14 protein-coding genes are annotated in these 23,887 nt (G+C 60.8%); 2 read left to right on the forward strand and 12 right to left on the reverse strand.

What is annotated here, in order from left to right; genetic code table 11:
- Nucleotides 1-27: 27 nt before the first annotated feature.
- From U1A53_RS05010 to U1A53_RS05060, 11 genes are all read right to left on the reverse strand, one after another.
- Nucleotides 28-1,422, reverse strand: coding sequence for a sulfatase (locus U1A53_RS05010; protein WP_322279387.1), 1,395 nt, complete (start codon nucleotides 1,420-1,422; stop codon nucleotides 28-30).
- Between the two features lie 31 nt (nucleotides 1,423-1,453).
- Entirely contained in the window at nucleotides 1,454-2,608 is a 1,155-nt protein-coding gene (locus U1A53_RS05015; RefSeq protein WP_322279388.1) for a hypothetical protein, read from the reverse strand.
- A gap of 29 nt (nucleotides 2,609-2,637) precedes the next feature.
- The gene (locus tag U1A53_RS05020; protein WP_322279389.1) at nucleotides 2,638-3,960 is read right to left on the reverse strand and encodes a DUF1501 domain-containing protein; all 1,323 of its coding nucleotides are present in this window, start codon (nucleotides 3,958-3,960) and stop codon (nucleotides 2,638-2,640) included.
- Nucleotides 3,961-4,097: 137 nt separating this feature from the next.
- Nucleotides 4,098-4,907, reverse strand: coding sequence for a GxxExxY protein (locus U1A53_RS05025; RefSeq protein ID WP_322279390.1), 810 nt, complete (start codon nucleotides 4,905-4,907; stop codon nucleotides 4,098-4,100).
- A 99-nt stretch (nucleotides 4,908-5,006) separates the two neighbouring features.
- The gene (locus tag U1A53_RS05030; RefSeq protein WP_322279391.1) at nucleotides 5,007-8,795 is read right to left on the reverse strand and encodes a PSD1 and planctomycete cytochrome C domain-containing protein; all 3,789 of its coding nucleotides are present in this window, start codon (nucleotides 8,793-8,795) and stop codon (nucleotides 5,007-5,009) included.
- Between the two features lies 1 nt (nucleotide 8,796).
- Entirely contained in the window at nucleotides 8,797-10,242 is a 1,446-nt protein-coding gene (locus U1A53_RS05035; protein ID WP_322279392.1) for a DUF1501 domain-containing protein, read from the reverse strand.
- Nucleotides 10,243-13,179, reverse strand: coding sequence for a PSD1 and planctomycete cytochrome C domain-containing protein (locus U1A53_RS05040; protein ID WP_322279393.1), 2,937 nt, complete (start codon nucleotides 13,177-13,179; stop codon nucleotides 10,243-10,245).
- A 42-nt stretch (nucleotides 13,180-13,221) separates the two neighbouring features.
- Nucleotides 13,222-14,478, reverse strand: a complete 1,257-nt coding sequence (locus tag U1A53_RS05045) for a hypothetical protein (protein WP_322279395.1) — start codon at nucleotides 14,476-14,478, stop codon at nucleotides 13,222-13,224.
- Nucleotides 14,475-15,731, reverse strand: a complete 1,257-nt coding sequence (locus U1A53_RS05050; RefSeq protein ID WP_322279396.1) for an MFS transporter — start codon at nucleotides 15,729-15,731, stop codon at nucleotides 14,475-14,477. The genes U1A53_RS05045 and U1A53_RS05050 overlap by 4 nt, the downstream gene beginning before the upstream one ends.
- Nucleotides 15,732-15,761: 30 nt before the next feature.
- Nucleotides 15,762-17,210: a DUF1501 domain-containing protein gene (locus U1A53_RS05055; protein WP_322279397.1), complete on the reverse strand. Its 1,449-nt coding sequence runs from the start codon at nucleotides 17,208-17,210 to the stop codon at nucleotides 15,762-15,764.
- A complete protein-coding gene (locus tag U1A53_RS05060) occupies nucleotides 17,207-19,798 on the reverse strand; it encodes a PSD1 and planctomycete cytochrome C domain-containing protein (RefSeq protein WP_322279398.1) in 2,592 nt (863 codons plus the stop codon). Before U1A53_RS05060 ends, U1A53_RS05055 begins: the two co-directional genes overlap by 4 nt.
- Before the next feature lie 82 nt (nucleotides 19,799-19,880).
- Here U1A53_RS05060 and U1A53_RS05065 point away from each other — a divergent pair, with 82 nt between their 5' ends.
- Together U1A53_RS05065 and U1A53_RS05070 are read left to right on the forward strand one after the other, a co-directional pair.
- Nucleotides 19,881-22,136: a hypothetical protein gene (locus tag U1A53_RS05065; RefSeq protein ID WP_322279399.1), complete on the forward strand. Its 2,256-nt coding sequence runs from the start codon at nucleotides 19,881-19,883 to the stop codon at nucleotides 22,134-22,136.
- 6 nt (nucleotides 22,137-22,142) lie between these two features.
- Entirely contained in the window at nucleotides 22,143-23,411 is a 1,269-nt protein-coding gene (locus U1A53_RS05070; RefSeq protein ID WP_322279400.1) for a DUF1501 domain-containing protein, read from the forward strand.
- Between the two features lie 4 nt (nucleotides 23,412-23,415).
- Here the strand turns inward: U1A53_RS05070 and U1A53_RS05075 are convergent, their stop codons facing one another.
- Nucleotides 23,416-23,874, reverse strand: coding sequence for a YhcH/YjgK/YiaL family protein (locus U1A53_RS05075; protein ID WP_322279401.1), 459 nt, complete (start codon nucleotides 23,872-23,874; stop codon nucleotides 23,416-23,418).
- Between the last annotated feature and the right edge of the window lie 13 nt (nucleotides 23,875-23,887).

A 23,887-nucleotide genomic window follows, 5' to 3' on the forward strand; every position in this document is an offset into this window, starting at 1 on the left:
TGACGCCAACACAGCAGGCAATGTTTCTCAGGGCAAGAGCGCCGCTGCTTTCTCCACCATTCCCGCCTCACGCTGGCCGGCTCCCGGACGGTTGAAGTCGCCAATGTCAGCGCGCGCCTTCTCGGCGAGAGCAGTGAGACGCTGCACCACGTCGGGATGCTGAGCGGAAACCTCCTGCTGCTCTCCCACATCGTTACGCACATCGTAAAGTTCGAGCTTGGAGGGCTCACGCTTGTTCTTGAGGGTGAAGAATTTGCCTTCGAGCGGCAGGTAAAGCTTCCAATCACCGGCCCGCACGGCCTGGAGCTGCTCCATGCGGTAGTAGAAGAAGCCATCATCGTCCCACGGCGACTTGGTGTTCGCCGCAGCGAACAAAATCGGGCGGATGTCATGACCATCGATCTTGTGTGGCGGCAGTTTCGCCTCCACGAGCGCCGCAAAGGTCGGTAGCATGTCCATCGTGGAGCACAGCGCGTCGTTCACGGCCCCGGCGGCGATTTTTCCCGGCCAGCGCATCACACAAGGCATGCGCATCGCGCCTTCAGAAGTGTCATAGCCTGAACCACGATACGGCGCGTTGCTGCCCTGAGGAGGATTGCGTTTCACCGCGCCGTTGTCCGAGGTCCAGACGATCAACGTGTTGTCTTCGAGCTTCAGGCGTTTCAGCGCGGCCATGATCTCACCGGTGCTCCAGTCCAGCTCCTCCACCGAGTCGCCGTACTCGCCATTCGCGCTCTTGCCGCGAAACTTCTCGCTCGAAAACGGATGCGGCGTCGATCCGGGCATCGTGTGCGGAAGATAGAGGAAGAACGGCTCCGCCGCGTGCTTCTCGATGAATCGAATCGCTTCCTCAGTGCAGCGTTTCACCAGATGATCGCGATCCACCGGTGCTGCGATGATCTTTTCGCCGCGCATCAGCGGCAGTTCCGGCCACACCTCCGGTTTTTTCTCCTTCATCATGTCATCGCTGTAAGGAATGCCGAAAAACTCGTCAAAGCCCTGCTTCGTCGGCAAAAAGCCCGGCTGATCACCGAGATGCCATTTGCCGATGCACATCGTTGCATAACCAGCGCCCTTCAAAACCTCTGCGATCGTCGTTTCGGATGGATTCAGCCCCTTTCGTGCCACCGGCTGCAATACGGCACCCCCCGTGTCGCTCACATGCATGCCCACCCGGCGCGGATAGCAGCCAGTCATCAACGCCGCCCGGCTCGGCGTGCAGACACCGCTCGCCACATAAAAGCTCGTGAATTTCGTCCCCTCCGCCGCCAGCCGGTCCACGTTCGGTGTGCGATGCAGTTTGGAGCCGAAACAGCCGAGATCACCGTTCCCAAAGTTATCGACGAAGATAAAAATGATGTTCGGCTTCGCGGCAAAGGCGTTCGCGGACAGCAACATCAGCGCGGCAAGAATGAGTTTCATGCGCCATCAAACGCATCCTGCGGCAGTCAAATTACGGCCGCTCCGCCACCATCAGCCGCGTGAACTGGCCGTCGCTCGTGTTGTAGTAGATGCGTTTCCCATCCGCGCTGAAGGCGGGATGCGGATCATTGCGCCGCCAGGAGCGTGCGCCACGATTTTGCTCGAAGTGGTGCAGCACCACCCATTTCCCGCCATTCATGTCGGCCACCTGGATGCCCCACTCATTGGGTTTGCCGCCCACTGGCTCGGTCAGGCCGTCGGTGACCATCAGTTTGCCGTCAGGACTCACGGATGGATGCGATCCACGCAGCACCGGCACGTCTTTGAGCTTCGAGTATTTGCCGGTGTGAATGTCAAAGATCACGTTGCCCATCTCAAAGATGTGCTGCGAGTCCGGTGTCCAGCCAGGATGACCCCACTTGCCGTGCTGCCAGATGCACACGCCTTTCTCGAAGTCGTAGCACACGAGGCCCTGGCGATGGCTCGCGTTTTTCGCCATGAAATCGTCTCCGCCGTTGCCTGCGGCGATTTTGAAGAACACACGCTTCAAATCCGGGCTGATCACCGGAAAGAAGATCGAGCACGGCTTGCCCGCGAACTCCTTCGCCAGCCATTCGCCGTATTTCGTCTCCACATCGCTGATTTTGGCCCGCGTGGTCGTTTGGCCCGTTGCCGCGTCCCACACTTCGAGGTCGCGAAACGGCCCCGGGTTCCAATGACAGCCATATATTGGCAGCAGATCGCCCTCCGGCCGTCCAAAGCCAACCTGATGATCCTCGGCGACGATTGTCTTCTCCAGCGTCACAACATCCACCACAACCACGCGCCACTTTTTATCGATCACCTCATGAAACGCCACACGCTTACCGCCGGAAAGCCACTGCTGGCACGCCGCACGATGCGCATCCTCCGTGTGGACGTTCTCCGCCAGCACCGTCTCCTTCCCCGTCGCCCGCTCCATGATGCGCACCTCTCCCACATAGCCCGCCGGATGCGTGGAGGTGAAGAACAGTACCTGTTTGCCGTCAGGACTCTCGGGATTCGTCACATAATACGTGTGAATCGAATGCCGACCTTCAACCGACGACACCGGCTTGATGGTCACATCCTTCGACCATGCCGCGCCGGGATCATCGGCGAAACAACGAACAGCCAGCAGGCATGCGAGAGTGAAAACAAGCTTCATGGCGGCATAAACGCCCGTTTGCCGCCAAACTATGCAAGCAACTCGGTCACCACACGCCCATGCACGTCGGTGAGCCGCTGATCGCGACCGCCATGACGGAAGATGAGTTTCTCATGGTCGATGCCCATCTGATGCAGCAACGTGGCGTGGATGTCGTGAATATTCAGCGGATCGCTGGCGACGAGATTGCCGAATTCATCGGTCTCGCCAAAAGCCGTGCCACCTTTGAAGCCGCCACCGGCCATGAAGATCGAGTAACCGCTCACATGGTGATCACGGCCCGCCGTGGCGCTGACTTTGGGCGTGTGTGGTGTGCGGCCCATCTCGCCGGCCCAGAGAACGATGGTTTCATCAAGCAGGCCACGCTGATCCAAGTCGCTGATGAGCGCGGCGACGGATTGATCTGTGATGCGGGCGTTCTTTTCGTGATTTTGTTTCAACTGCGCGTGCTGATCCCACGGTGAGTTGTTGCCGTCGAAGCTGGGGCAGGTGATCTCGACGAAGCGCACGCCCGCTTCCACCAAACGCCGCGCGCGCAGAGCCTGCGTGGCGTAGAAGCGCTGGTGCTCGTCGGTGGAGTCGAGTCCGTAGAGTTTGCGGATGTGCTCGGGCTCGTGGCTGATGTCGGCGATGTCCGGCACAGCGCTTTGCATGAGAAACGCTGTCTCGTAGTTGGCGATGGCACCTTCGATGGCGCGTGCATCCGAAGTGCTGGCGGCGAACTCGGCGTCCTGTTCGGCCAGCAGCGCGAGTTTGCGTCGTTGGATAGCCGCCGCGTCGTGCGGCACGATGTTATCGACCGGCACGCCCTTCGCGCGGACCATCGTGGCCTGATGACTCGCGGGCAGGAATGAGCTGCCGAAGTTTTCAAGGCCACCGTTCGGCACCCAGTCGTTGTTGAGCACGACGTAGCCCGGCAGATTGCGGTTCTCGGTGCCGAGTCCATACGACACCCACGCACCGAGGCTCGGCGCCTGACCCATGATGCGTCCGGTGTGCAGCAGGAGATTCTGCTGCCCATGCAACGGCAGCTCGCCGACCATCGAGCGCACGACGCAGAGATGATCGGCAACCTGCGCGATGTGCGGAAACAAATCGCTCACCCATAGGCCGCTTTGCCCCCGCTGCTTGAACTCCCATGGGCTGCCCATCCACACACGCTTCGCACTCGACTGCGAGCGCTTCGTCACCGCGCTCTCGCCGATGGCCTTGCCCTCGTGCTTCTTGAGCATCGGCTTCGGATCAAACGTGTCCACATGGCTCGGCCCGCCGTCCATGAAGCAGAAGATGATATTTTTGGCTCGTGCTCGTCGATGCAGCGGTACACCCGCCATCGCACGTAACGCCAGCATGCCAAAGCCCGCCGAAGCACTCGTCAAAATCTGACGTCTAGAAACCAAACTCTCGCGCCATTCTAGTCTCTCGCGGAGTGGCTCTGAAAAGCAGCACCGCAAGAGATTAGAATGGCGCAAGAGGTGATTGGAGGAGTTCATTTGAAGCTGGCTTGGATAGGTTTGATTTCGCCGGCGAGACTGGAGGCATGGAAGTTGATGCAGAAACCGCTGTCCATGCCGCTGGCCTTCAAAAGCGAGCGTGCCCGGGCCAACTGCAGCTTGGACAGCTCGTCCACGCAGGCACTGGCGATCATGAGCTCACCTTCCACGATCATGGGAATCTGTTTCGTGCTGGTGATGAGTTGATCCCGATAAACAAAGTTCACGGGCAGATTCCGCTCCACCTGGATGCCCCGCAGTGCCAGCTCATGCGCGAGACAAGCCTCGTAGGCGCTGCGAAGCAGGCCTGGACCAAGGATGCTTTGAACCTCCACAGCCGAGTCAATCACCTCAGCAGCCAGGTCACGGCATCGAACGGCGTCACGATCTGGTTTGGGGCGCTTCACCGTGACGGTGCTGGCTCGGCGGACGATTGCGTCCCTCAGTCGCAGCACATTGAAGTTCATGAGCAGCCCCAGCTTCAACTGTGCAAGCCGCAGATAGGTCAGAAGCTGTGCCTCATGGATGGGATGCAGTTTTTCCACGGCCTTCAGTTCCAGCAGAAGGCTGCCGAGGATCACCAAATCCATACGGTAGCCGCAATCTAGCTTCTCCCCTTTGTAGAGCAGAGGCAGCGGCACCTGGCATTCGTGCTCAATGCCCAGCGCCAGAAGTTCCAGATGCAAAGCACGCTCATAGTCAGCCTCATCGAGTCCCGGTCCGAACTCGCGATGCACGGTAATGGCAGCACCGATCACCAAGCCAGTGAGCCTGTCTCCGAGGTCTTCATGTTTGATGGGTTTCATAAGAGGGTGTTACACCGCAAGAGATTAGAATGGCGCGAGAGAATGCACAAAATATCAGAACTCTTGCGCCATTCTAATCTCTCGCGGTGTGTCTTCATATCAGCGGTAGTAGATAAACTCCTTCGAGTTAAAAAACGCATGAGCGAGCCGCTCCCATGCATCTGGCGAGTCACCGCCGAAGTCTGCCAATGCCGAAACCCACCGCTGCATCTCTGCCTCGCGCGGCTGGCGGCAAAACGCACGCTCGAACATGCTGAGAATGTGGTCTTCACGGCTCGCGGTCGTGTTTTTCATCAACTCCCCCGCCCAATGCTTCGCCATCGCATTCACAAACGGGTCGTTGAGCATGATCAGCGCCTGAGAGGGCACGTTGGTCACATCTCGCCGGCCTGTGGACAGCTTGAGATCGGGCAGGTTGAAGCCGATGAGAAACTTCGGCGGGTCCATGATGGACATCTGCATGTAGATCGAGCGGCGGCCATTGCCGTCGAGTGGGCCGGTGAAAAGTCGCTTGAGGCCATCCTCGACGCTGCGCGGCGGCAGAATCGGACGACCGTAGAGCTGCGGATCGAGCCGACCGGACACGGCGAGCAACGAATCGCGGATCGCCTCGGCTTCAAGGCGACGCGTCGGGTAATGATGCAGCAAACGGTTCTCGGGATCGACCTCCAAGGAGCGGCGGTTTTCAACCGCCGAGGGCGCTTGGAAAGCGCCCCTCCCTGAGCCCTGCCTGAAGGTCTGGCTCAGCACGAGACGGCGCACGAGTTTCTTGGTGGACCAGCCTTCGTGAATGAATTCACGCGCCAGCCAGTCGAGCAGTTCGGGATGTGAAGGCTTGCCGCCGAGCCGGCCAAAATCATCCGGTGTGGCGACGAGGCCAGTGCCGAAGATCCACTGCCACACACGGTTCACATACACGCGGGCCGTGAGCGGATGCTCGGGATCGAGCAGCGATTCGGCGAGTTCGAGCCGGCCAGTAACACGACTGCCATCGAGCATTTTCAGGAAAGCAGGCTTCACCAGCTCACCGCTGACATCGACATTGCCGCGCACATTCAACGGATAGCGGGCGGGTGCGGTTTCGCGCTCGTCCATGCTGTTCACGCTGCGTGGGAAGGCGATGGCGTTTTCGATGCGTCGATAATCCGCGAGCAACGTCGCGAGCTGACTGCCAGGCTCGGCTTTGTTGGACAGCAAACCGTTCGCGAGCAGCCAGTCGAGGATCTGGCGGTCGCCGGATCGAGCTTTGCGTTCGCGCCAACGCGTGACGGCAGCGTTGAACCACGCGGCAACTCGTTCCCATGCATCTTGGGATGCGTCGCCGTCATACAAGCCGGTGAACGCATCAAGTTCATCCTGCGGCGTTCCGCCGGAGTCGTGCGAAACAATGCCGGTGATGCTGAGCCAGCTTCGTTTGTCGTAGCCGAAGTCTTGATACTTCATTCCTTTCGCCAGTCCGGTGCGCGGTGGGAAGTTCGGATTCAGCGGCGATGTGGCAAACTCCACCGTCACCTGCTGCACGCCGTTTTTCAGCTCCGCATCGGCAAAGGATTTCCATTGCGGCTCCGCGCTGGTGAGAAAGGTGAAGGTTTCATTCTGAAACGCGTGATCATCCACCACGAGGTAGGCGCTGAACTCGCCGCCCGCGAGGTTCAGGCTCACCATCTTGCCCGGAACGGCAAGCTGCGGCGGCATGCGCAGACTGCCGGGCAGCTTGGAGGACAGCGCGTGCGTGTGATAACCGCGCGGTAGAAATCGTGAGATCACGGCATCGCCTTCGAGCGCGATGAGCGGTGCGGCTTCCTCGACAAAACCGTGCTTGATGCCGTCGCCCTCGATGACCCATTCCAAGGAGGGGCGGTTTTCAACCGCCCTGGGCGCTTGGAAAGCGCCCCTCCATGGTTCGAGCGGTTTGAAGACGGCGTTGGCTTTGTGGCGCTGCTCGCGAGTGGTGCGCCACTCATTGACGAGCGGCTTCCAGAGTTCGGCAATCGCCTGGTTGCTTGGATCGGCTGGCGTCTCGTCGCCCGGAGTGAGCCGGAAATGCCCGAGCACATGCTGGTCGCCATAACGATGGTCGAGCGTGATCGTCCACTCGCCGCCATGCGGCAGTTCGACCGGCTTAGCGAACGTAAAAGTCGCGATGTGATCGATACCGAATGGCGCGAGGCCAACCGACCAGCCGGAACGTCTCGCTCCTGGTTTGAGCAGGTTTTCGACGGAGTAATTCGGCTGCGAGTAGGTCGCGCGCGCCGTTGCGAGCGAGATCTGCTGTGTAGGATCCACTTTGCCATCAGATGCGAAGGGTTTCACCTCGATGCGAAGTTCCGAGAGCACAAAATTGCCCCGATCCGTGCGTCCCGGACCGCGCACGGGCAAACTCGGGTGTGCGAGTGCTTCCAATCGCAAGACGCTGGCCCTGCCGCCGCCGGTGGTGAAGCGCGCGGTGTAGGTGTCGGTCGCTGGAGCATCGCCGACGGCCAAGATCGAGCCGTCAGGTTCAACGGTGAGCTTTGAATGCTGGGCAGTGGCGCTGAGATTCTTCGTTTCGGCCCAGGCGATGCTGTTGAGCAATCGCGACAGCGGATGAGCGATGTCTGCGGGCTTGGTATTCTCCAAGGAGGGGCGGTTTTCAACCGCCCAGGCTTTGAGTGCAGGCGCTTGGAAAGCGCCTCTCCTTGTCCAGAGCGCGGCAAGTTCATCGCGGATGGCCGCACGCAGCTCTTTGAGCTTCGCGATGGCCGCATCGTTTTTCTCCGGCGCATCCACGACGCGCGCGGTCCAGCGCGGCGTGGTGAACATCGCGGCGAGCGCGTAATAGTCGCGTTGCGAGACGGCTTCGAGCTTGTGATCATGACATCGCGCACAAGCGACGGTGGTGGCGAGGAAGGCTTTGGAGAAAGCGTCGATCTTGTTGTTCACCATGTCCTGGTGGATGCCGTTGAACATCAGGCTGCTGCCATGGCGATGCTCGCCCAGGTGATAAAACATCGGACCGATGAGGCTTTCGTTCGTGACAGCTTCTCGGTTGATGCGCGACTGCGGCAGCAGATCACCGGCGAGTTGTTCGCGCATGAGCTGGTCGAAGCCAATGTCGTCATTGAAGGCGCGGATCAAGTAGTCGCGATATTCGAATGCGCCTTTGGCCGGATTGTCCCACTCGTAGCCATAGGTGTCCGTGTAGCGCACCACATCCATCCAATGACGAGCGAAGTGTTCGCCGAAGTGGGGGCTTTGGAGAAGGGAGTCCACATAGGACTCATAGGATGAATGGGACTCATGAAATACAGGTGGCAGACCAGTGAGCACCAACGACAGCCTCCGACGCAGCACCTCCGGCTCCGCCGACGGCGCGGGCGTGAGCTTAGCGGCATCAAGCGCGGCCTTCACAAAACGATCCACCGGCTCCTTCGACCACGCAGCATCGTTCACCATCGGTGGTTCATCGCGCCGCATCGGTTTGAGGCTCCACCAACCGAGGCGCTTCTGAAACTCCACCTCCCAGGCATCGTCCACGGCCAGTTCGGTCGTCTGGGTAGTTACGCGCGGATCAGGCGCACCCTGTCGCACCCACTCCGTCAGCAGCGTGATCTCGGCGAGGGGCAGCATCTTCTTCGGCGGCATCTTGAGGTCTTTCTCCACATGACTCACCGCCTTGATGAGCAAACTCGCCTCCGGTTTGCCCGGAACGATGGCAGGGCCGCTCTCGCCACCTTTTTCCCAGCCCGACTTCGAATCCAGAGCGAGTCCGCCTTTGATCTTCTTCTCATGCGAATGGCATTCGAAGCAGCGCTGCTTCAGCAGCGGCTCGACCTTCGACGCAAAGAAGTCCGCTGCACTCGCGAAGGAGGCGATGACGAGCCATGCGCCGATGAAAAATCGTTTCATGCTAAGCCAGCACCTCCTGAATCACCTGCCCATGCACATCCGTCAGTCGGCGATCGACGCCATTCGTGCGGACGGTGAGTTGTTCATGATCAATGCCGAGCAGGTGCAGGATGGTGGCGTGCATGTCGTAGCCGGTGGTGATGTCGTGCATCGCCTGATAGCCCCAGTCGTCGCTTTGGCCGTGGGCGACACCGGGCTGGATGCCTGCGCCCCAAAGCCACGATACAAAGCTGCCGCAGTTGTGATCACGACCGAGCGAGCCCTGCGAGAAGGGCGTGCGGCCAAACTCGGTGGTCCAGATGACGAGCGTGTCTTCGGCGAGGCCGCGCTGGCGGAGATCCTGCAACAACGCGGCGATGGGCTTGTCGATGCTGGCGGCCATCGGTGGGAGCTGTTTGGGAATGTCGCCGTGGTTGTCCCAGTTGTTCGATGCACCCTCAGGACCGCTCCATACTTGCACAAAGCGCACACCACGTTCGATGAGACGTGTGGCGAGCAGGCAGCGCTTGCCGAAGTCGGCGGTGGGTTTGTCGGCGCTGTCGAGGCAGTAGGCTTTGCGGGCGGACTCTGGCTCGCGCATCACATCAAAGGCCTCCGGCGCGCTGAGCTGGAGTTTGGCGGCGAGTTGATAGCCGGCGATACGGGCATCAAGCCGCGAATCACCGGGATGTTTTGCCGCATGCGCACGGTTCATCTGGTTCAGCAAGTTGAGGCCGTCGGTGTCGGCTTGGCGGCTGGCAAAGCCGAACTTCTCATTCGCAAACAGATCAGGAATGGCCTGCGCTGCGCCGGCTTTGATGACGGTGCCCTGATGCACCGCGGGCAGGAAGCCGGAGGTGAAACAGCCACGCCCGTTGTAAGGCAGACCGCGTGCATCGGGCAGCACAATGAAAGTGGGCAGGTTGTCAGTGAGATTGCCCAGCGCATATGAGATCCACGCGCCCATGCAGGGAAAACCGGGTAGCAGGAAACCGTTGTTCATCAGGTAGGCGCTCTGCCCATGCACGTTTGAGCGGCCCTGCATCGCCATCAGGAAGGCCATCTCATCGACGAGCTTCGCCTGCTCGGGAAACAAGCTGCTCGCCCATCGCCCGCTTTGCCCGTGCTGCTTGAACTCGAACGGGCTTTTCATCAGCGGACCCTGCATGCCCGTCGCTCCTTCGATCTTCACCTTCGAGCCGAGCTTCTGACCATCTTGTTTCGTCAGCATCGGTTTGTGGTCCCACAAGTCCATCGGACTCGCACCGCCGTTCATGAAAAGCTGGATCACACGCCGCACCTTGGCCCGATGATGAATGCCGCCATTTAACTCGGGCTTTGGCAAAGATACGTCGGCCGAAGCATCGCGCGCCAGCAGTTGTGACAGCGCGACACCCGCGAAACCGCTGCTGATGCCGCCGAGGACATCACGACGTGATGGCTTGAAGGATGGTGCGGTGGTGTTCATTCAGTTCACAAAGAGAAACTCGCTGCTGTTGATGAGCACGCGGCACAGCGCGGCGAGGCTGTGCTGCTGCGCATACGCGGTGAAGTCGCGGATTTCATCGGCGGTCGGTTCGCGCAAAAGAATGCGGCGCACGGCATCTGCGGGTGTGGTGATTTGTTTGCCCAACTCGTCGCTGAAATGCAGGACGAAGGCGTTGTTGTAGAGCGCGAGTGATTGCAGCGAGGAGGCTGAAAAACTGCGGCTAGGCGCGAGCAAGCCGAGATCAGGAAAGTCGAGTGTCTCCATGAATGGATCGGGCACACCGCGCCAGACGAAGCGATAGATGCTGCGGCGATGTTTGGGCACGGCAGCCCAGTCGTAGGCGGTGTAATCGAGCGTGGGCGTGAGCTGCACGGCCGGGCCAGTGACGAATTGCCGCACGCTGGGGCCACCGAGGGTGAGATCGAGTTTGTCGGCGGCTGCGAGCACGTGGTCGCGATAGCTGTCGGCATCGAGGCGCAGGCGGTTCATGCGCCAGAGCAGGCGGTTGTCGCCATCGAGCTTCGCCGCATCATCGCGCTGCTCGCTGCTCTGACGATACGCGGCGCTGGTGACGATGAGGCGGTGCAGATGCTTCAGTGAGCCGCCGCTGTCGCGCAGTTGGCACGCCAGCCAGTCGAGCAGTTCGGGATGCGATGGCAGACCGCCCATGCGTCCGAAGTCGCTCGGTGTATCGCAGATGCCGCGGCCAAAATGGTAATGCCACACACGGTTCACGATGCTCCGCCAAGTGAGCGGGTTCTTCGCATCGGCAATCCAGTCCGCGAGCGCAGCACGTCGCTCCGATTCATCGCCCGCATGGGCAGATGTGAAGCGCGAAGGCATGGCATTGACGGCGCTGAGCGCACCACTGGGCACCTCGGCCATCGGTTTGCCGAACTCGCCACGCTTCAGCAACTGCACAACCTTCGGCTTCGCCATCGTGGTCGGCGTGCCTTTGCTGACAGCGAGCAAAACATCCGCCTTCTTGCCTGCGGCATACACGAGTGATGGCGCAGGCAGCTTCTGCGCTTCTTCATTGGCACGGATACGCAACACATGAGCAGCAAGCGCGAGGCGCTGCGGCTCACTGCGCTTCTCCGCCGGGACGGCGAGCGCCTCGGCGGCGAGCACGGGCATGGCTGCGGCATGTGCAGCCGCTTCGTCGGTCACGGAGAGCTTGAAGCGGCCGATGAGATGCGACCGGCCTGACAACTGCTTCAGCGAGATCGTGAGCTTCGCGCCGGGCTTCAATGTGAGCGGCTGCGCCAGTTCAAACACCGCATGATGCGACTGGCCCACCGCTGGATGAATGCCCCAGCCTGTTTCCGCCTTGCCGTCAATGGCCATCGACGATGTCCAGCCCTGTTGATCGAAGTCTGCGGTTGCACGCGAGAACTTCAGCTTAACCGGTTGAGCCGCGCCTGATTCAAAAAGCTGCACTTCGATTTCGCTGAGCGTCAGATTGCCATTGTCCTGTCTGCCCGGTCCGCTCATAGGCAGTGATTTGTCAGCCAGCGTGTCGATCCGCAAAGCCGTCACCTTGTTGAGCGGCACGGCAGCGGTGATGACATATGTGTCCTTGTCCGGCTTCGCTCCGCTGGAGATGATGACCTCTCTGCTGCGTGAAAGCGCCGCGCCTTCGGTGCTGACAAAGCTCTCATAGTTCAGCATCGTCCACTTCACCGCCGGTCCCTGCTGCTTTTCCCATGCGGCGACGAGCGCCGCGTTCTCCGGTGTCAGCGGCACTGCCTTGTCCTGCGCATCCGCTGCCGCAAGCAGCGACTGCCAGCGTTTTCGCTGCTGCGAAACGCTCACGCTTTCATCAAAGGCCACATCGCCCTCGATGATGCCCGCGAAGACCGATTGCAGCGCATAATAGTCCTCCTGCGTGATCGGATCGAACTTGTGCGCGTGACAGCGGGCACAGTTCGCCGTCGTGCTGGTAAAGGCGGCCATCGTCTGCGTCACCAAGTCATCGCGGTCGAGGTAATCGAAGTTTGTCGGTGCCGTCTGATACGCGCTGTGATCAAACACGCCCGCGCCGAGAAATCCTAACGCCGGGATAAGCTGTGGCTCGTCGGGAAACAAGCGATCCGCCGCCAATTGCTCGCGCACGAAGCGCGGCCATGGCTTGTCGCTATTCAATGACTTGATGACGTAGTCGCGATACCGCCACGCATGATCACGCGGCAGATCGTGACCGCAGCCGTGCGTTTCCGCGAAGTGGATCGTATCCAGCCAATGCCGCGCCCAGCGCTCTCCATAGCGCGGTGAAGCCAGCAAACGATCCACCAACGCCGCATAATCACCTTCACGCGCAAACGCCTCCACCTCCGCCAGCGTCGGCGGCAGACCGTGCAAATCAAACATCACGCGCCGGATCAGCGTGCGACGATCCGCCTCTGGCGAAGGCGCTACCTTCCGTTCGGCCAGTCGTGCGCGAATGAAGCGATCCACCGGATGCTCCACGCCTGCGACGACGGGCAGTTTCGGCGTCACCAGCGGCTTCAGTGACCACCAGTCCGTCGAAGTCGGCCGCGTCACCAGCACGCGTGGATCAGGCGCACCGAGCTTCACCCACTCTTCTAACAACACGATCTCAGTAGCAGGCAGCTTTTCCTTCGGCGGCATCTGATGGTCCTTGTCTGTCCAGCGCACCATTTTGATGATGAGGCTCTCCTCCGGTTTCCCGACCATGATCGCCGGCCCGTTCTCACCGCCGTCCTCCCAGCCGGATTTCGAATCGAGCGTCAGTCCGCCCTTCATCTTCTTCTCATGCGAATGGCACTCATAACAGCGCGCCTTGAGCACCGGCAGCACCTTCGCTTCAAAGAACGCCACATCCTGCGCGACCGCGCTCGTCATCGAGGCGATGGCGCAGGCGAGCGAAGCTTGGAGAGCGCTGCGGAAGATCATGCGAAGAAACAAACGCTGCGCGAAGCATGTCTCTCACTGGTCTCAGTCCTGCCAAAACTTCGATTCCTTCGGCACAGTGTAGCGCACCTCCATCTCGGGGGTCTCGATGACCTTGCCTTCGCGATGCAGTGACTCGACGGCGGCGATGACCATGCCGGAGGTGAGCAGGGTGCGCTCGGGGGGGTAGGCGGCGCGGTTGTCGATGACCATGCGCTCGATGTGATGAACGAGCGGATTGAAGAAGTCAGCGGTGGTCGCAACCGAAGTGGGCATGGGCAGGAACATCTGGCAGGAGGTGATCTCGCCGGTTTCGCTGTTGAGGCCGGCGTAGTTGAAGTCGCGCACGCCGAGCATGAAGAGCGTGGTGCGGAAGCCGTCGCGGTGCTCGATGAAGTAGGCGTAGGCATCGGGGAAGTTCTTCCGCGCCCAATCGAAGCTGATCGCTTCGGTGGGATAGCCTTCCTTCACGGGCAATGTGTGGCTGCGACTCAGTGCGGCGAGGAGGAGTCGCTGCGTTTGCTTCAAACCGGCGGCGTGTGCCCACATCTTGTCGCCGCGCAGCGCCAGCACACTCTTGATGCCGACTTCGCCGCCTTTGCGGCGCTCGGACATGCATTGGGAGGTTTCGAGACCGTGGAAGTCGTATTTCTCCACGCCGCCGTAGCCGACGCAGACGCTCTCGGCCAGCGGTGTGCCCCATGGCAGGTCGATGGCGGGCAGACGTCGTGTCACGGGCAGTGAGGAACCGGCGAGGAAGGGAAAATTCAGACGCTTCGAGTCGGCGACCATTTCGACGCACTTTTTCCAGTCGGTGGAGAGATGCTTGTCGTTGAAGACGGGGACGCTGCGGCCGCTGGACTCGAAGACTTTGACCACTTCTTTGAAGAACTCGTAGCGCGGGTAAAGCGTCTGGCCTTTTTCGTTCTCGGGGTAGTCGCCGTGCTCGCCGATGATGACGACGCCATCGACGGCGAGCTTGCCGGTGCCGAGCGTGAGCGCGTCGGCGATGCTCTTGTGAATCGGAATGCCGTAGCGCTTCGAGCGGCCACGGGCGAGATCCTTCTCGGGGAATTGATCGATGTAGAGCGAGATGAGATCGACCTCCGGCTTCCGCCATTCACCACCCCAGCCATAACCGAGCGCGAAGCGGTCGATGAAGTGCTGCGCATGTGATTTCTCGAACACGACGGTGGCAATGAGCGCGATCTTTTTGCGCGCTGGAGCAGGTGCGGCGCTGGCGGCGGCCGCAGCAACGCTGGTGAGCAGAAAGGAGCGGCGGGTAATGAGCTTCGTGTTCATGAGGTGCGGTCCGATTTGTCTTCCCAAAACAACCAAAGAGGCAGAACGGCGATGAGCGGCAGGAAGGAGGCGAGCAGCAGACCTTGATCGAACGAATGCGTGCGATCTGCGAGCGCGCCGAAGAGCTTCTGCGCCTGCGCAGGCAGCACCCACGCGACGACACCCGCGATGCCGGTGATCTTGCCCTGATGTCGCGCGGAGAGATCCTGCGTGAAGGCGTGGTAGAGCGGGAACACGCCGAGCGCACCCGCACCGGCCAGCAGCAGCACGAGAAGCAAGACCCAGCCTTTGTCGAGCATCGGCGTGAGCGCGCAGGTGGCGCACAGCGCACCGCACGCGGCGAAGACGATCACGCGAGCGGCATGAACCGAGAGCTTTCGTCTGCCGAGCCACACCGCGAGCGCACCCGCGCCGAGGCAGCCGACATCCGTCGCCACATACCAAACCGAAGTGAAGTAGAGCGTCTGCGATTCCGTGTAGCCGATCCCTTCTTGCAGGATCTTTGGCAACCAAGCTCGCAGGATTTGCCAGGTCGTGTTGATGCAGGCGATGACGAAGAACACGACGAGCATGCGACGGCTGAAGATGATGCTCCACAGGCTCTCCGAAGCCGGTTCCACTTCGGTCGTGCTCAATCTCACCGGTGCAGGCAGATCAGACTTTTTCACCAACGCGAACCACAGCACCAGCCACGCGAAACCGACCGCACCGACGGCTTGAAACGCGACGCGCCAACTGCCGAGTTCCGCCGTCATGAGTCCGGTCATGATGAGCGGCGTGATGATCGCGCCGATGGAGGTGCCACTTTGCAGCACGCTGTTGCCGAGTGAACGCTCACGCGCATCCAGCAGCGCCCGCGTGGTGCGGATGGCACAAGGCCAGTGCCCGGCCTCGAAGAAACCGAGCGCCATGCGACACCACAGCAGTTCTTGTTCGTTATGCACGAAGCCCGTCGCCAGTCCGGCGAGCGACCACATTGTCAGCACGCCGGCATACAGCCAGCGCACGGAGAAGCGGTCCGCCAGCCAGCCAAACACGATGGAACCCGCCGCGAAGGCGTAGGCAAACACGGCCTCGATATTGCCATACTGCGCCTGCGTTAGCTGAAACTCCTTCGTGATGCGCACGGACGCATTCGCCAGCGTCTGGCGGTCCATGTAGTTGATCGCCGAGGCGAGCAGCAGCAGGCCACAGATCGTCCACTTCCAGGTGGCGGAGCGGTTTGGCGTGCTCGAATCAACGTCGGGAGTCATGTCGGATTCGAGCGGCGATGTGACTGCGATTTATGCGATGAGTTGATCCACCACCTTGGCACCTTGATTGTCGGTGAGCGAGGCGGCGAGGCCGTTGCGCTTGTAGGTGAGCTTGCTGTGGTCGAGACCGAAGAGTTTCAGCAGCGTGGCGTGATAATCGAAGTGCTTCACCTCGTCGATGACGGCCTTGTGGCCAAATTCGTCGGTTTCGCCGTGGACATAGCCCTTCTTGAAGCCACCACCAGCCACCCACATGCTGAAGCCGTAGGTGTTGTGGTCGCGGCCCCATTTCTCGCGGCCTGCGTCGTTTTGCAGCACGGGCAGTCGTCCCATCTCGCCGCCCCAATGCACGACAGTGGTGTCGAGCAAGCCGCGCTGTTTGAGATCGCTGATGAGCGCGGCGCTAGGCTGGTCGGTCGCTTCACAGTTCTTCGGCAACGCGGTGATGAGCGAGCCGTGCTGATCCCAAGACTGGCCCGCATTCAGCACCTGCACATAGCGCACGCCGCGTTCGACGAGACGACGCGCGATGATGCAGCGCGTGGCGTAGTCCTTCGTGATCGGATTATCGACGCCGTAGAGTATTTTGACGTGATCCGGCTCTTTCGAAATGTCGAGCGCCTCTTTCGCGGCGGTCTGCATCTTGGCGGCGAGTTCGTAGCTGGAAATGCGCGCTTGCAGATCGAGTTCGCCCCGATGCTGCGAGAGATGATCTTCATTGAAGGCCTTCAGCAACGCGAGCTGCCGTTCCTGCGGCGCACCAGCAAGTGAGGCAGGCGGATCGAGATTCAAAATACGCGGCTCGGTGGGCCGCACGAGTGTGCCCTGGAACAACGCGGGCAGCCAGCCATTGGTGAAATGCTCGCCCTGGAAAGTTGGCAGGCCGCCGGGATGCGAGAGCACCATGTAGGCAGGCAGTTCGTCTGTTTCGCTGCCGAGACCATACGTCAGCCACGAACCGAGCGCGGGGCGACCGGCGGTGATGCGTCCGCCGTTCATCGCGTAGAGGCCCTGCGCATGATTGCTCACGCCGGAGGTCATCGAGCGGATCAGCGTGATCTCATCGACCACCTTGCTCAGGTTTGGCAGCAGCTCGCTGATCTCCATGCCGCACTGGCCCTGTTTTTCGAACTTCCATGGCGAGCCAAAGCACTTCGCCGATGCCTGCGCGAGGTTGTCGTATTTGATTTCACCGGGGAACTTCTGACCGTGATACTTCGTGAGCATCGGCTTCGGATCAAAGAGGTCCATCTGCGACGGCCCGCCCATCATGAAGAGCGAGATCATCGCCTTCGCGCGTGGCTCAAAGTGCGGCTTCTTCGGCGTCAGATCGTAGCGAATCTCGCCAAAGCTTTCCGGCTTCACCGGCGCGGCGAGCAGGCCGTCGCGCTCTAGCAAGGAGGCAAGCGCCACGGTGCCAAGACCGAACCCGTTGGCGTGAAGGAAATGACGACGTGAGCAGAGTTGGGGGCGGTTCATTCGACGTAGAGGAAACGGTTCGAGCTGCAAAGGATCTGGCACAGGCTGGCCATGGCCTCCTGCGGTGGATTCGGGACGACGCCTTTCGCGTGCTGGATGTCGTGGTGATATTGCGTGAGCGCCTTGGTTTGCTCGTCGAGGTAGCTGAGACACTTCGTGATGTCGGCGTCGGTGGCGGGCTTGCTGTAAAGCAGGCTCCAGACGCGCTGGAGCTGCTTCGCGCGGTCGTGCGGGGCTTCGGCGGTGACGCGATCAGCAAGACGACGCGAGCTGTCGAGCACGAAGGTGTCGTTCATGAGCAAAAGCGACTGCGGCGCGACGGTGGTCTGGCTGCGCATCTCGCAGTTTGGGCTCATCGTCGGAGCGTCGAAGGTGTCGAGCACGGTCACGGGCTTGCTGCGGCGCACCTGCACATAAATCGAGCGGCGGAAATCATCCGCACCGGCGGGATCGACCTTGTGCGTGGTGATGGTGCCTTTGTCGATGCCGGTGATCACGCGGCCCTGCGGATCGCGACCGATGCCGCTGGGCGGGCCGTAGCTGGCCTGCACGAGCGTGCCGGTGGTGGCGAGCATGGAATCGCGCAACGTCTCGGCATCGAGTCGGCGCATTTTGAAGCGGGCATAGAACCGGTTTTCGGGATCGGCACGCAACGAGGCGTCATTCACGGAAGACTGGCGATAGGTGCTGCTGAGCAAGATGAGACGATGCAGCGATTTGAGTTTCCAGCCGCTCTTCACGAACTCATCGGCGAGGTAGTCGAGCAGTTCGGGATGCGTGGGCAGTTCGCCTTGGCGGCCGAAATCGCCGGGCGTGTTCACGATGCCGCGTCCCATGTGATTGAGCCAGAAGCGGTTCACCAAAACTCGTGCCACGAGCGGATGCTTGCCGCTTGTGAGCCATTGCGCATACGCAAGACGACGACCGCTTGAGCCGCTGCTCACCGGCACAGGTTTAAAGGGCTCGATCTGCGGTTGAGCGAGGATTCCCAGCTCGCCAGGCTCGACAAGCTGCTTTGGCTGCTCGTGGTCGCCGCGGTTGAAGAGATGCGAGGCCTGCGGCTTCTGCTTCACCTCCATAAGAGCCATGACAAATCCTTCCGCAGGCTTCGTCGTGCGCAGCGTCGTGGCCTCGGCCATCTTCGCGTTCACGATGTCCTGTTTCTTCTTGTCGTAGAGATCCAGCGAATAGGTGGCGAGCGCGGAGGGATACTTCTTGATGAGCGCTTTTTGTTCTGGCGTCTGTTTGGCTACCGGCGTGTCGCGGGCGACACGGAACGCAGCCTGCTCGGCCTCCGGCACCTTCTTGATCTCGACCTCGAAGATCTCGTCGAGGAACTTCTTCGACATCGCGCGTGCTTCCGCTTCGATCTCCTTGGCCTTCACTTCGATCTCAGCGGCTTTCGCACGTTCCTGCGGTGAGTAGAGTGAATACAGGCGATTCGCCGGAGTGCGCCAGGCCTGCCAATGATAGGCAGGATCAAAGACAGCACGCAGGCGGTAGTAGTCGGCCTGGGTGATCGGATCGTAGCGATGATCATGGCACTGCGCGCAGGCCACGGTCATGCCCATGAGCGACGAGGTCGTGATCTTGATCTGCTCCGCGATGGTTTGATTCGCCGCGAGCTTCGGATCTTCCGGCCCATCGCCCGTGCCATCGGGAGCCATGCGTAGGAAGGCAGTGGCGATGAGTTGATCGGTGCGCTTCGGATCAAGCACGGCCTGCTGATAGTCGCCATGCGTCGCGCTGGCGAGTTCATCACCCGCGACCTGCTCCTGGATGAACTCGCTCCACGGCTTGTCCTCATTCATTGAGCGGATCACATAGTCGCGATACCGCCACGCATGAGGCCGCACGCTGTCGGCCTCGGAGAAGCCGTTCGAGTCCGCGTAACCCACCACATCCAGCCAATGCCGCGCCCAGCGCTCGCCGTAGTTTTTCGAGGCCAGCAGGCGCTCGACAAGCTGCTCGTAAGCCAGCGGCGATTGGTCAGCTACAAATGCCTCCACTTCCTCCGGCGTCGGCAGCAGGCCGGTCAGATCGAGTGTCACACGGCGGATCAACGTCCTGCGATCGGCCTCCGGGGCCATTTGCAGACCTTTTTCACCCATCTTTGCTAGAACGAATGCATCCACCGGCGTGCGCATTTTCTGCGCCTCCACATTCTTCGGCGCCGCAGGCTTCTGGATCGGCTGGAAGGCCCAATACCCGCGATCCTCATCCGAAATGATCGGTCCCGGTGCCAGCGCGAGCGGTTCAGCTTTTGCTGTCTTCGCACCTTGAGCGATCCACTTCTCAATCACGGCCAGTTCCGCTTCCGCGAGCGGTTTTCCCTTCTCCGGCATCTCGCCGGACCGGATCATCTCGACGAGCTTGCTCTTCGCCGGTTCACCCGCGACGACCACTTGATCCATGAACCGCCGCAAACGCAGATCGAGCTTGCCCTTCGGCTTCTCCTCCTCGCCATGGCAATGCGTGCAATGCGTCTTCAAGATCGGGCGCACGTCTTTTTCAAACGTGAGCACGGCATCCGCGCCGCGAGCAGTCACGGCGAGGGAACAAAGGAAAACAGCAGGCGTCAGCTTCATTGGGGTACAAACCTACGGGGTGCCAACGCGCGATGTTGCCGTGGAAAGTAAGGGCTGACGCGAGCGTTTGCCTTTCCGCACCATGAAACGTCCCGCCAGCCTCCTGCCTGCACTGGTCCTGCTGACCACTGCTCCTGTATCCGGGCGTGACTTGTTTTTTGACGAACAGGTCTGGCCCAAGGTCGGCGCGCAATCGTGCCTGAAGTGCCACAAGGCCGGCGGTGACGCCGAGGACAGCAAGTTCGTGCTCCAGGACCCGGCGCGGGACAAAACCACCGGGCGTCATGTGTCACAGATTCACAACGAGGCGGCGTTTGCGCGCATGGCGAAGTCCATGAAGGACGGTGAATCGCGTCTTCTGCTGAAAGCCGCGGGAAAGCTCGATCATGAGGGAGAAGATGTGTTGAAGCCGGACTCCGCCGGTTATCGACTCCTGGCGGACTATGTGAAGCAAGTCACCGCGCCTGCCAAAGAGCCCAAAGTGGCGGTGAAAACCGATGAGACGCCGTTTTTCGCCGATGTCGTCATGCTGGACGATCAACGTGTCATCCGCCGCGCCTCACTCTCGCTCGCCGGACGGCTGCCGACGCAGGAGGAGCTGAAGCGCGACGTGAAATCACACCTCGCCGCGCTGATGAAGGAGGATGCGTTCTACCAGCGGCTGCGCGAGGGCTTCAACGACATCTTCCTCACCGTCGGTGCCGATGGCAATGCGGAGACGTTCTTGTCGTATGATCACTTCCAGAACACGCGGCTGTGGTATCAGAAGTGGGAGTTTGCAGACATCGCCGACGAGAAAGAGCGCAAGCAGGCCGGCTACAAGATGGCGCGGGAGTATCGCGAGGCGCTGCATGGCGAGCCGATGAAGCTCATCGAGTACGTCGTGCGCAACGACCGCCCCTTCACCGAGATCATCACCGCCGACCACATCATGGTCACGCCCTACACCGCGCGTGGGTATGGCATCTTCGAGGAGATCAAAGGACAGTTCAAAGACACGAACGATCCGTTTGAATACATTCCCGTTCGTCTTCATGCGCTGAAGGGCCGCTCCAAGCAGCAAGATCAGGAGAGCGGGACGGGCTTCTATCCACACGCCGGGCTGCTCAGCACGTTTCAGTGGCTCTGTCGTTATCCGACGACTGAGACCAACCGCAATCGCCTGCGTGCCCGCATGTATTACCAGCACTTCCTCGGCGTGGACGTGCTGGAGCTGGCCGCACGCGTCACGGACGCCGCCGCTGTCACCGCCAAATACAAAGTGCCGACGATGGAAGCGAGCGAATGCGTGGTATGTCACAAGACGCTCGATCCAGTCGCCAGCTTGTTTCAGGACTACTGGCGCTTCGCCGACCAGGGAGTGTATGGAAAACGGAAGGATGGCTGGTTCACGGACATGTTCCAGGCTGGCTTCGAGGGTGAGGACATGCGAGGTGAGGAACGCTGGCGCTCGCTACAGTGGCTCGGCGAACGCACGGCAAAAGACCCGCGTTTCGCCGTCGCGATGGTAGAGCACGCTTGGTACATTCTCACCGGTCGCAAAGCGCTGCTGCCACCGAAAGACCTCGAAGATCCGCTGCACGATGCGAAACGCCGCTCCTACACCGCACAGCGCCGCATCATCGAGGAAATCGCCGCGCGCTTCGCCAAAAACGGCTTCAACTTCAAACACATCATCCAAGACCTCGCCACGAGCGACTTTTACCGCGCCGACGGCATCGCCACCGCCATCGCGGATGAGAAACGCCTCGCCGAACTCGATGACATCGGCATCGCGCGCATGCTTTCACCCGAGCAACTCGAACGGAAAATTGCCGCAGTCTTCGGCAAGCCTTGGGGCCGCCTGAAAAACTCTGACGGTGGCCTGGCCATGCTCTACGGCGGCATCGACAGCAAAGAAGTCACCGAGCGCGCCACCGACCCCAGTGGCGCGATGGGAGCCATCATGCGCACGATGAGCAACGACATCGCCTGCAAGAACACCGCGCTCGATTTCACCCGCCCCGCCGCCGAACGCCTGTTTTTCCACGAAGTGGAGTCCGACACGCTGCCCGGCACCGTTGAATCCGATGCGAGGATCAAATCGACCATCGCGCATCTGCACGAGCGCGTGCTCGGTCGCTCCGATGCGGTCGATTCGGACGAAGTCAGCCGCACGCACGCACTTTTCACCGGCATCTTGACCGACGCCGCCATGTCACGCCGCGAGCCGCAGGAGAGCTACTACTGCCGCCCCGACCCCGAGCGCACGCCGATCCCTGACCCGCACTACACCATCCGCGCCTGGCGCGGCGTGATGACCTACCTGCTGCGGCGGTTGGAGTTTCTTTATGAATGACACACCATGAGACGCGACTTTCTCAAACTCTGCTCGCTCGCCGGACTCGGCGTCGCCGTGCCGCGCACGCTACGCGCGGCTGACAAGGAGACGCCGCCCTATGAGGGGCCTTATTACGTCGTCTTCAATGCTTCCGGTGGCTGGGACACGACCTATCTGATGGACCCGAAGGGCATCAACGAGATCAACCGCCTCTATAAAGAAGGCGACATCCTCACACACGGCGCGCACAAGTTTGCGCCCACCGAGAAAACCAAGGACGGAGGCATGAGCAACGAGGAGTTCTATGCCGAGTTCGGCAAGGAGCTGCTCGCTGTGAATGGCCTAGACTACTCCGTGAACAATCACAGCCCCGGCGCGCGCTACATGGCCACGGGAAAGCTCGACAGCCTCGCATATCCGACCTTCGCCGCGCTCGTGGCGGCCTGCAAAGGCCCCGACTGCCCGCTTTCGTATCTCACCTTCGGCAACTACTCGAACACCGGCAATCTCGTCGCCATGTCGCGTGTGCCGTATCTGCCTTCGCTAAAAAAAGTGGCGCTCGCCGACCATGTCGAGGGCAATGAGCGCTCTCCGTATCACGAAGGGTTCGTCATGGACCGCATCGAGCAGGCGCTCGCGAAACAACATGAGTCCGTTGGCGCACAGCCGCAGCTTCCGCGCCTGGAACGCGCCGAAAACATGCTCTACGCCGCACAGGTGAGTTCAAAGGCGCTCCAGCGTGTCGTGCCGCACATCCCGGCCTCGGTTCCCAAGGAACGCATGTCGCAGCAGGCCGAGATCGCACTCGCATCCTTCAAAGCGGGCGTGTGCGTGAGCGCAAACCTCACCATCGGCCAGTTCGACAGCCACGCGAACAACGACCGCGACCAGATGAAGCTCATCCCTGAATTCCTCGCCGGCATCGCCTACTTCATTCGCCGTGCCGAGGAACTCAAGCTTCGTGAGAAACTCGTCGTCATCATCCAGAGCGAGATGGGCCGCACACCCGACTACAACAAGGGCAACGGCAAGGACCACTGGAGCATCGGCAGCGCGCTCTTTCTCGGTCCCGGCATCAAAGGCAACCGTGTCATTGGCGCCACGGACGAAAAGCAGATGTGCAAAACCATCAGCGTCCAGAACCTCGCGCTCGATGAAAAAGGCATCCGCATGCGCCCCGAGCACATTCACGAGGCCCTGCGCCAGCTCGCGGGCATCGACCAGCACGCGCTGGCGAAGAAGTTCCCGCTCGGCGTGAAGCCAGGCGAGATGTTGAAGGGTCTGTGGGTTTAAACCCTCACTGCACCGCGACCTTCACCACCACCTTGAATACCTGCTCCGGCTTCTCCCACTCCACGCACGGGGCATGCGCATCCTGCGGCCAGAGAATCGCGAAATGACCCGCGCTGACGTGCAGCGGCGTGAAATCCGGCGTCAGCTTCCACAGCGCCGCCTCCTTTTCCTCGGAGTAAGCCATCGTCTCCTCCTGCATCGACGCCAGCGGCGCCCACAGGATGGTTTCTTGACCGCTGAAGATGAACTGCACGTCGATGTATTTGCGATGCGCCTCGAACTTGGCCTTCTCCAACGGCTTCGTCTCATACGTCTGCACCAAGGCAAAGCATAAATCACCATCCAGATCATGCCGCCCCAACGCCTGCGTGCCATCGACGGTGCGGAGGAAGGCAAAGGCTTTCGCGAAACGGGAGTTCAGCGATTCATAGCGGGCGGCGTGGTCTAGAGTGTCGAGGATCATCAGATGATAAAAG

This window comes from Prosthecobacter sp. (genome assembly GCF_034366625.1).
GTDB lineage: Bacteria > Verrucomicrobiota > Verrucomicrobiia > Verrucomicrobiales > Verrucomicrobiaceae > Prosthecobacter.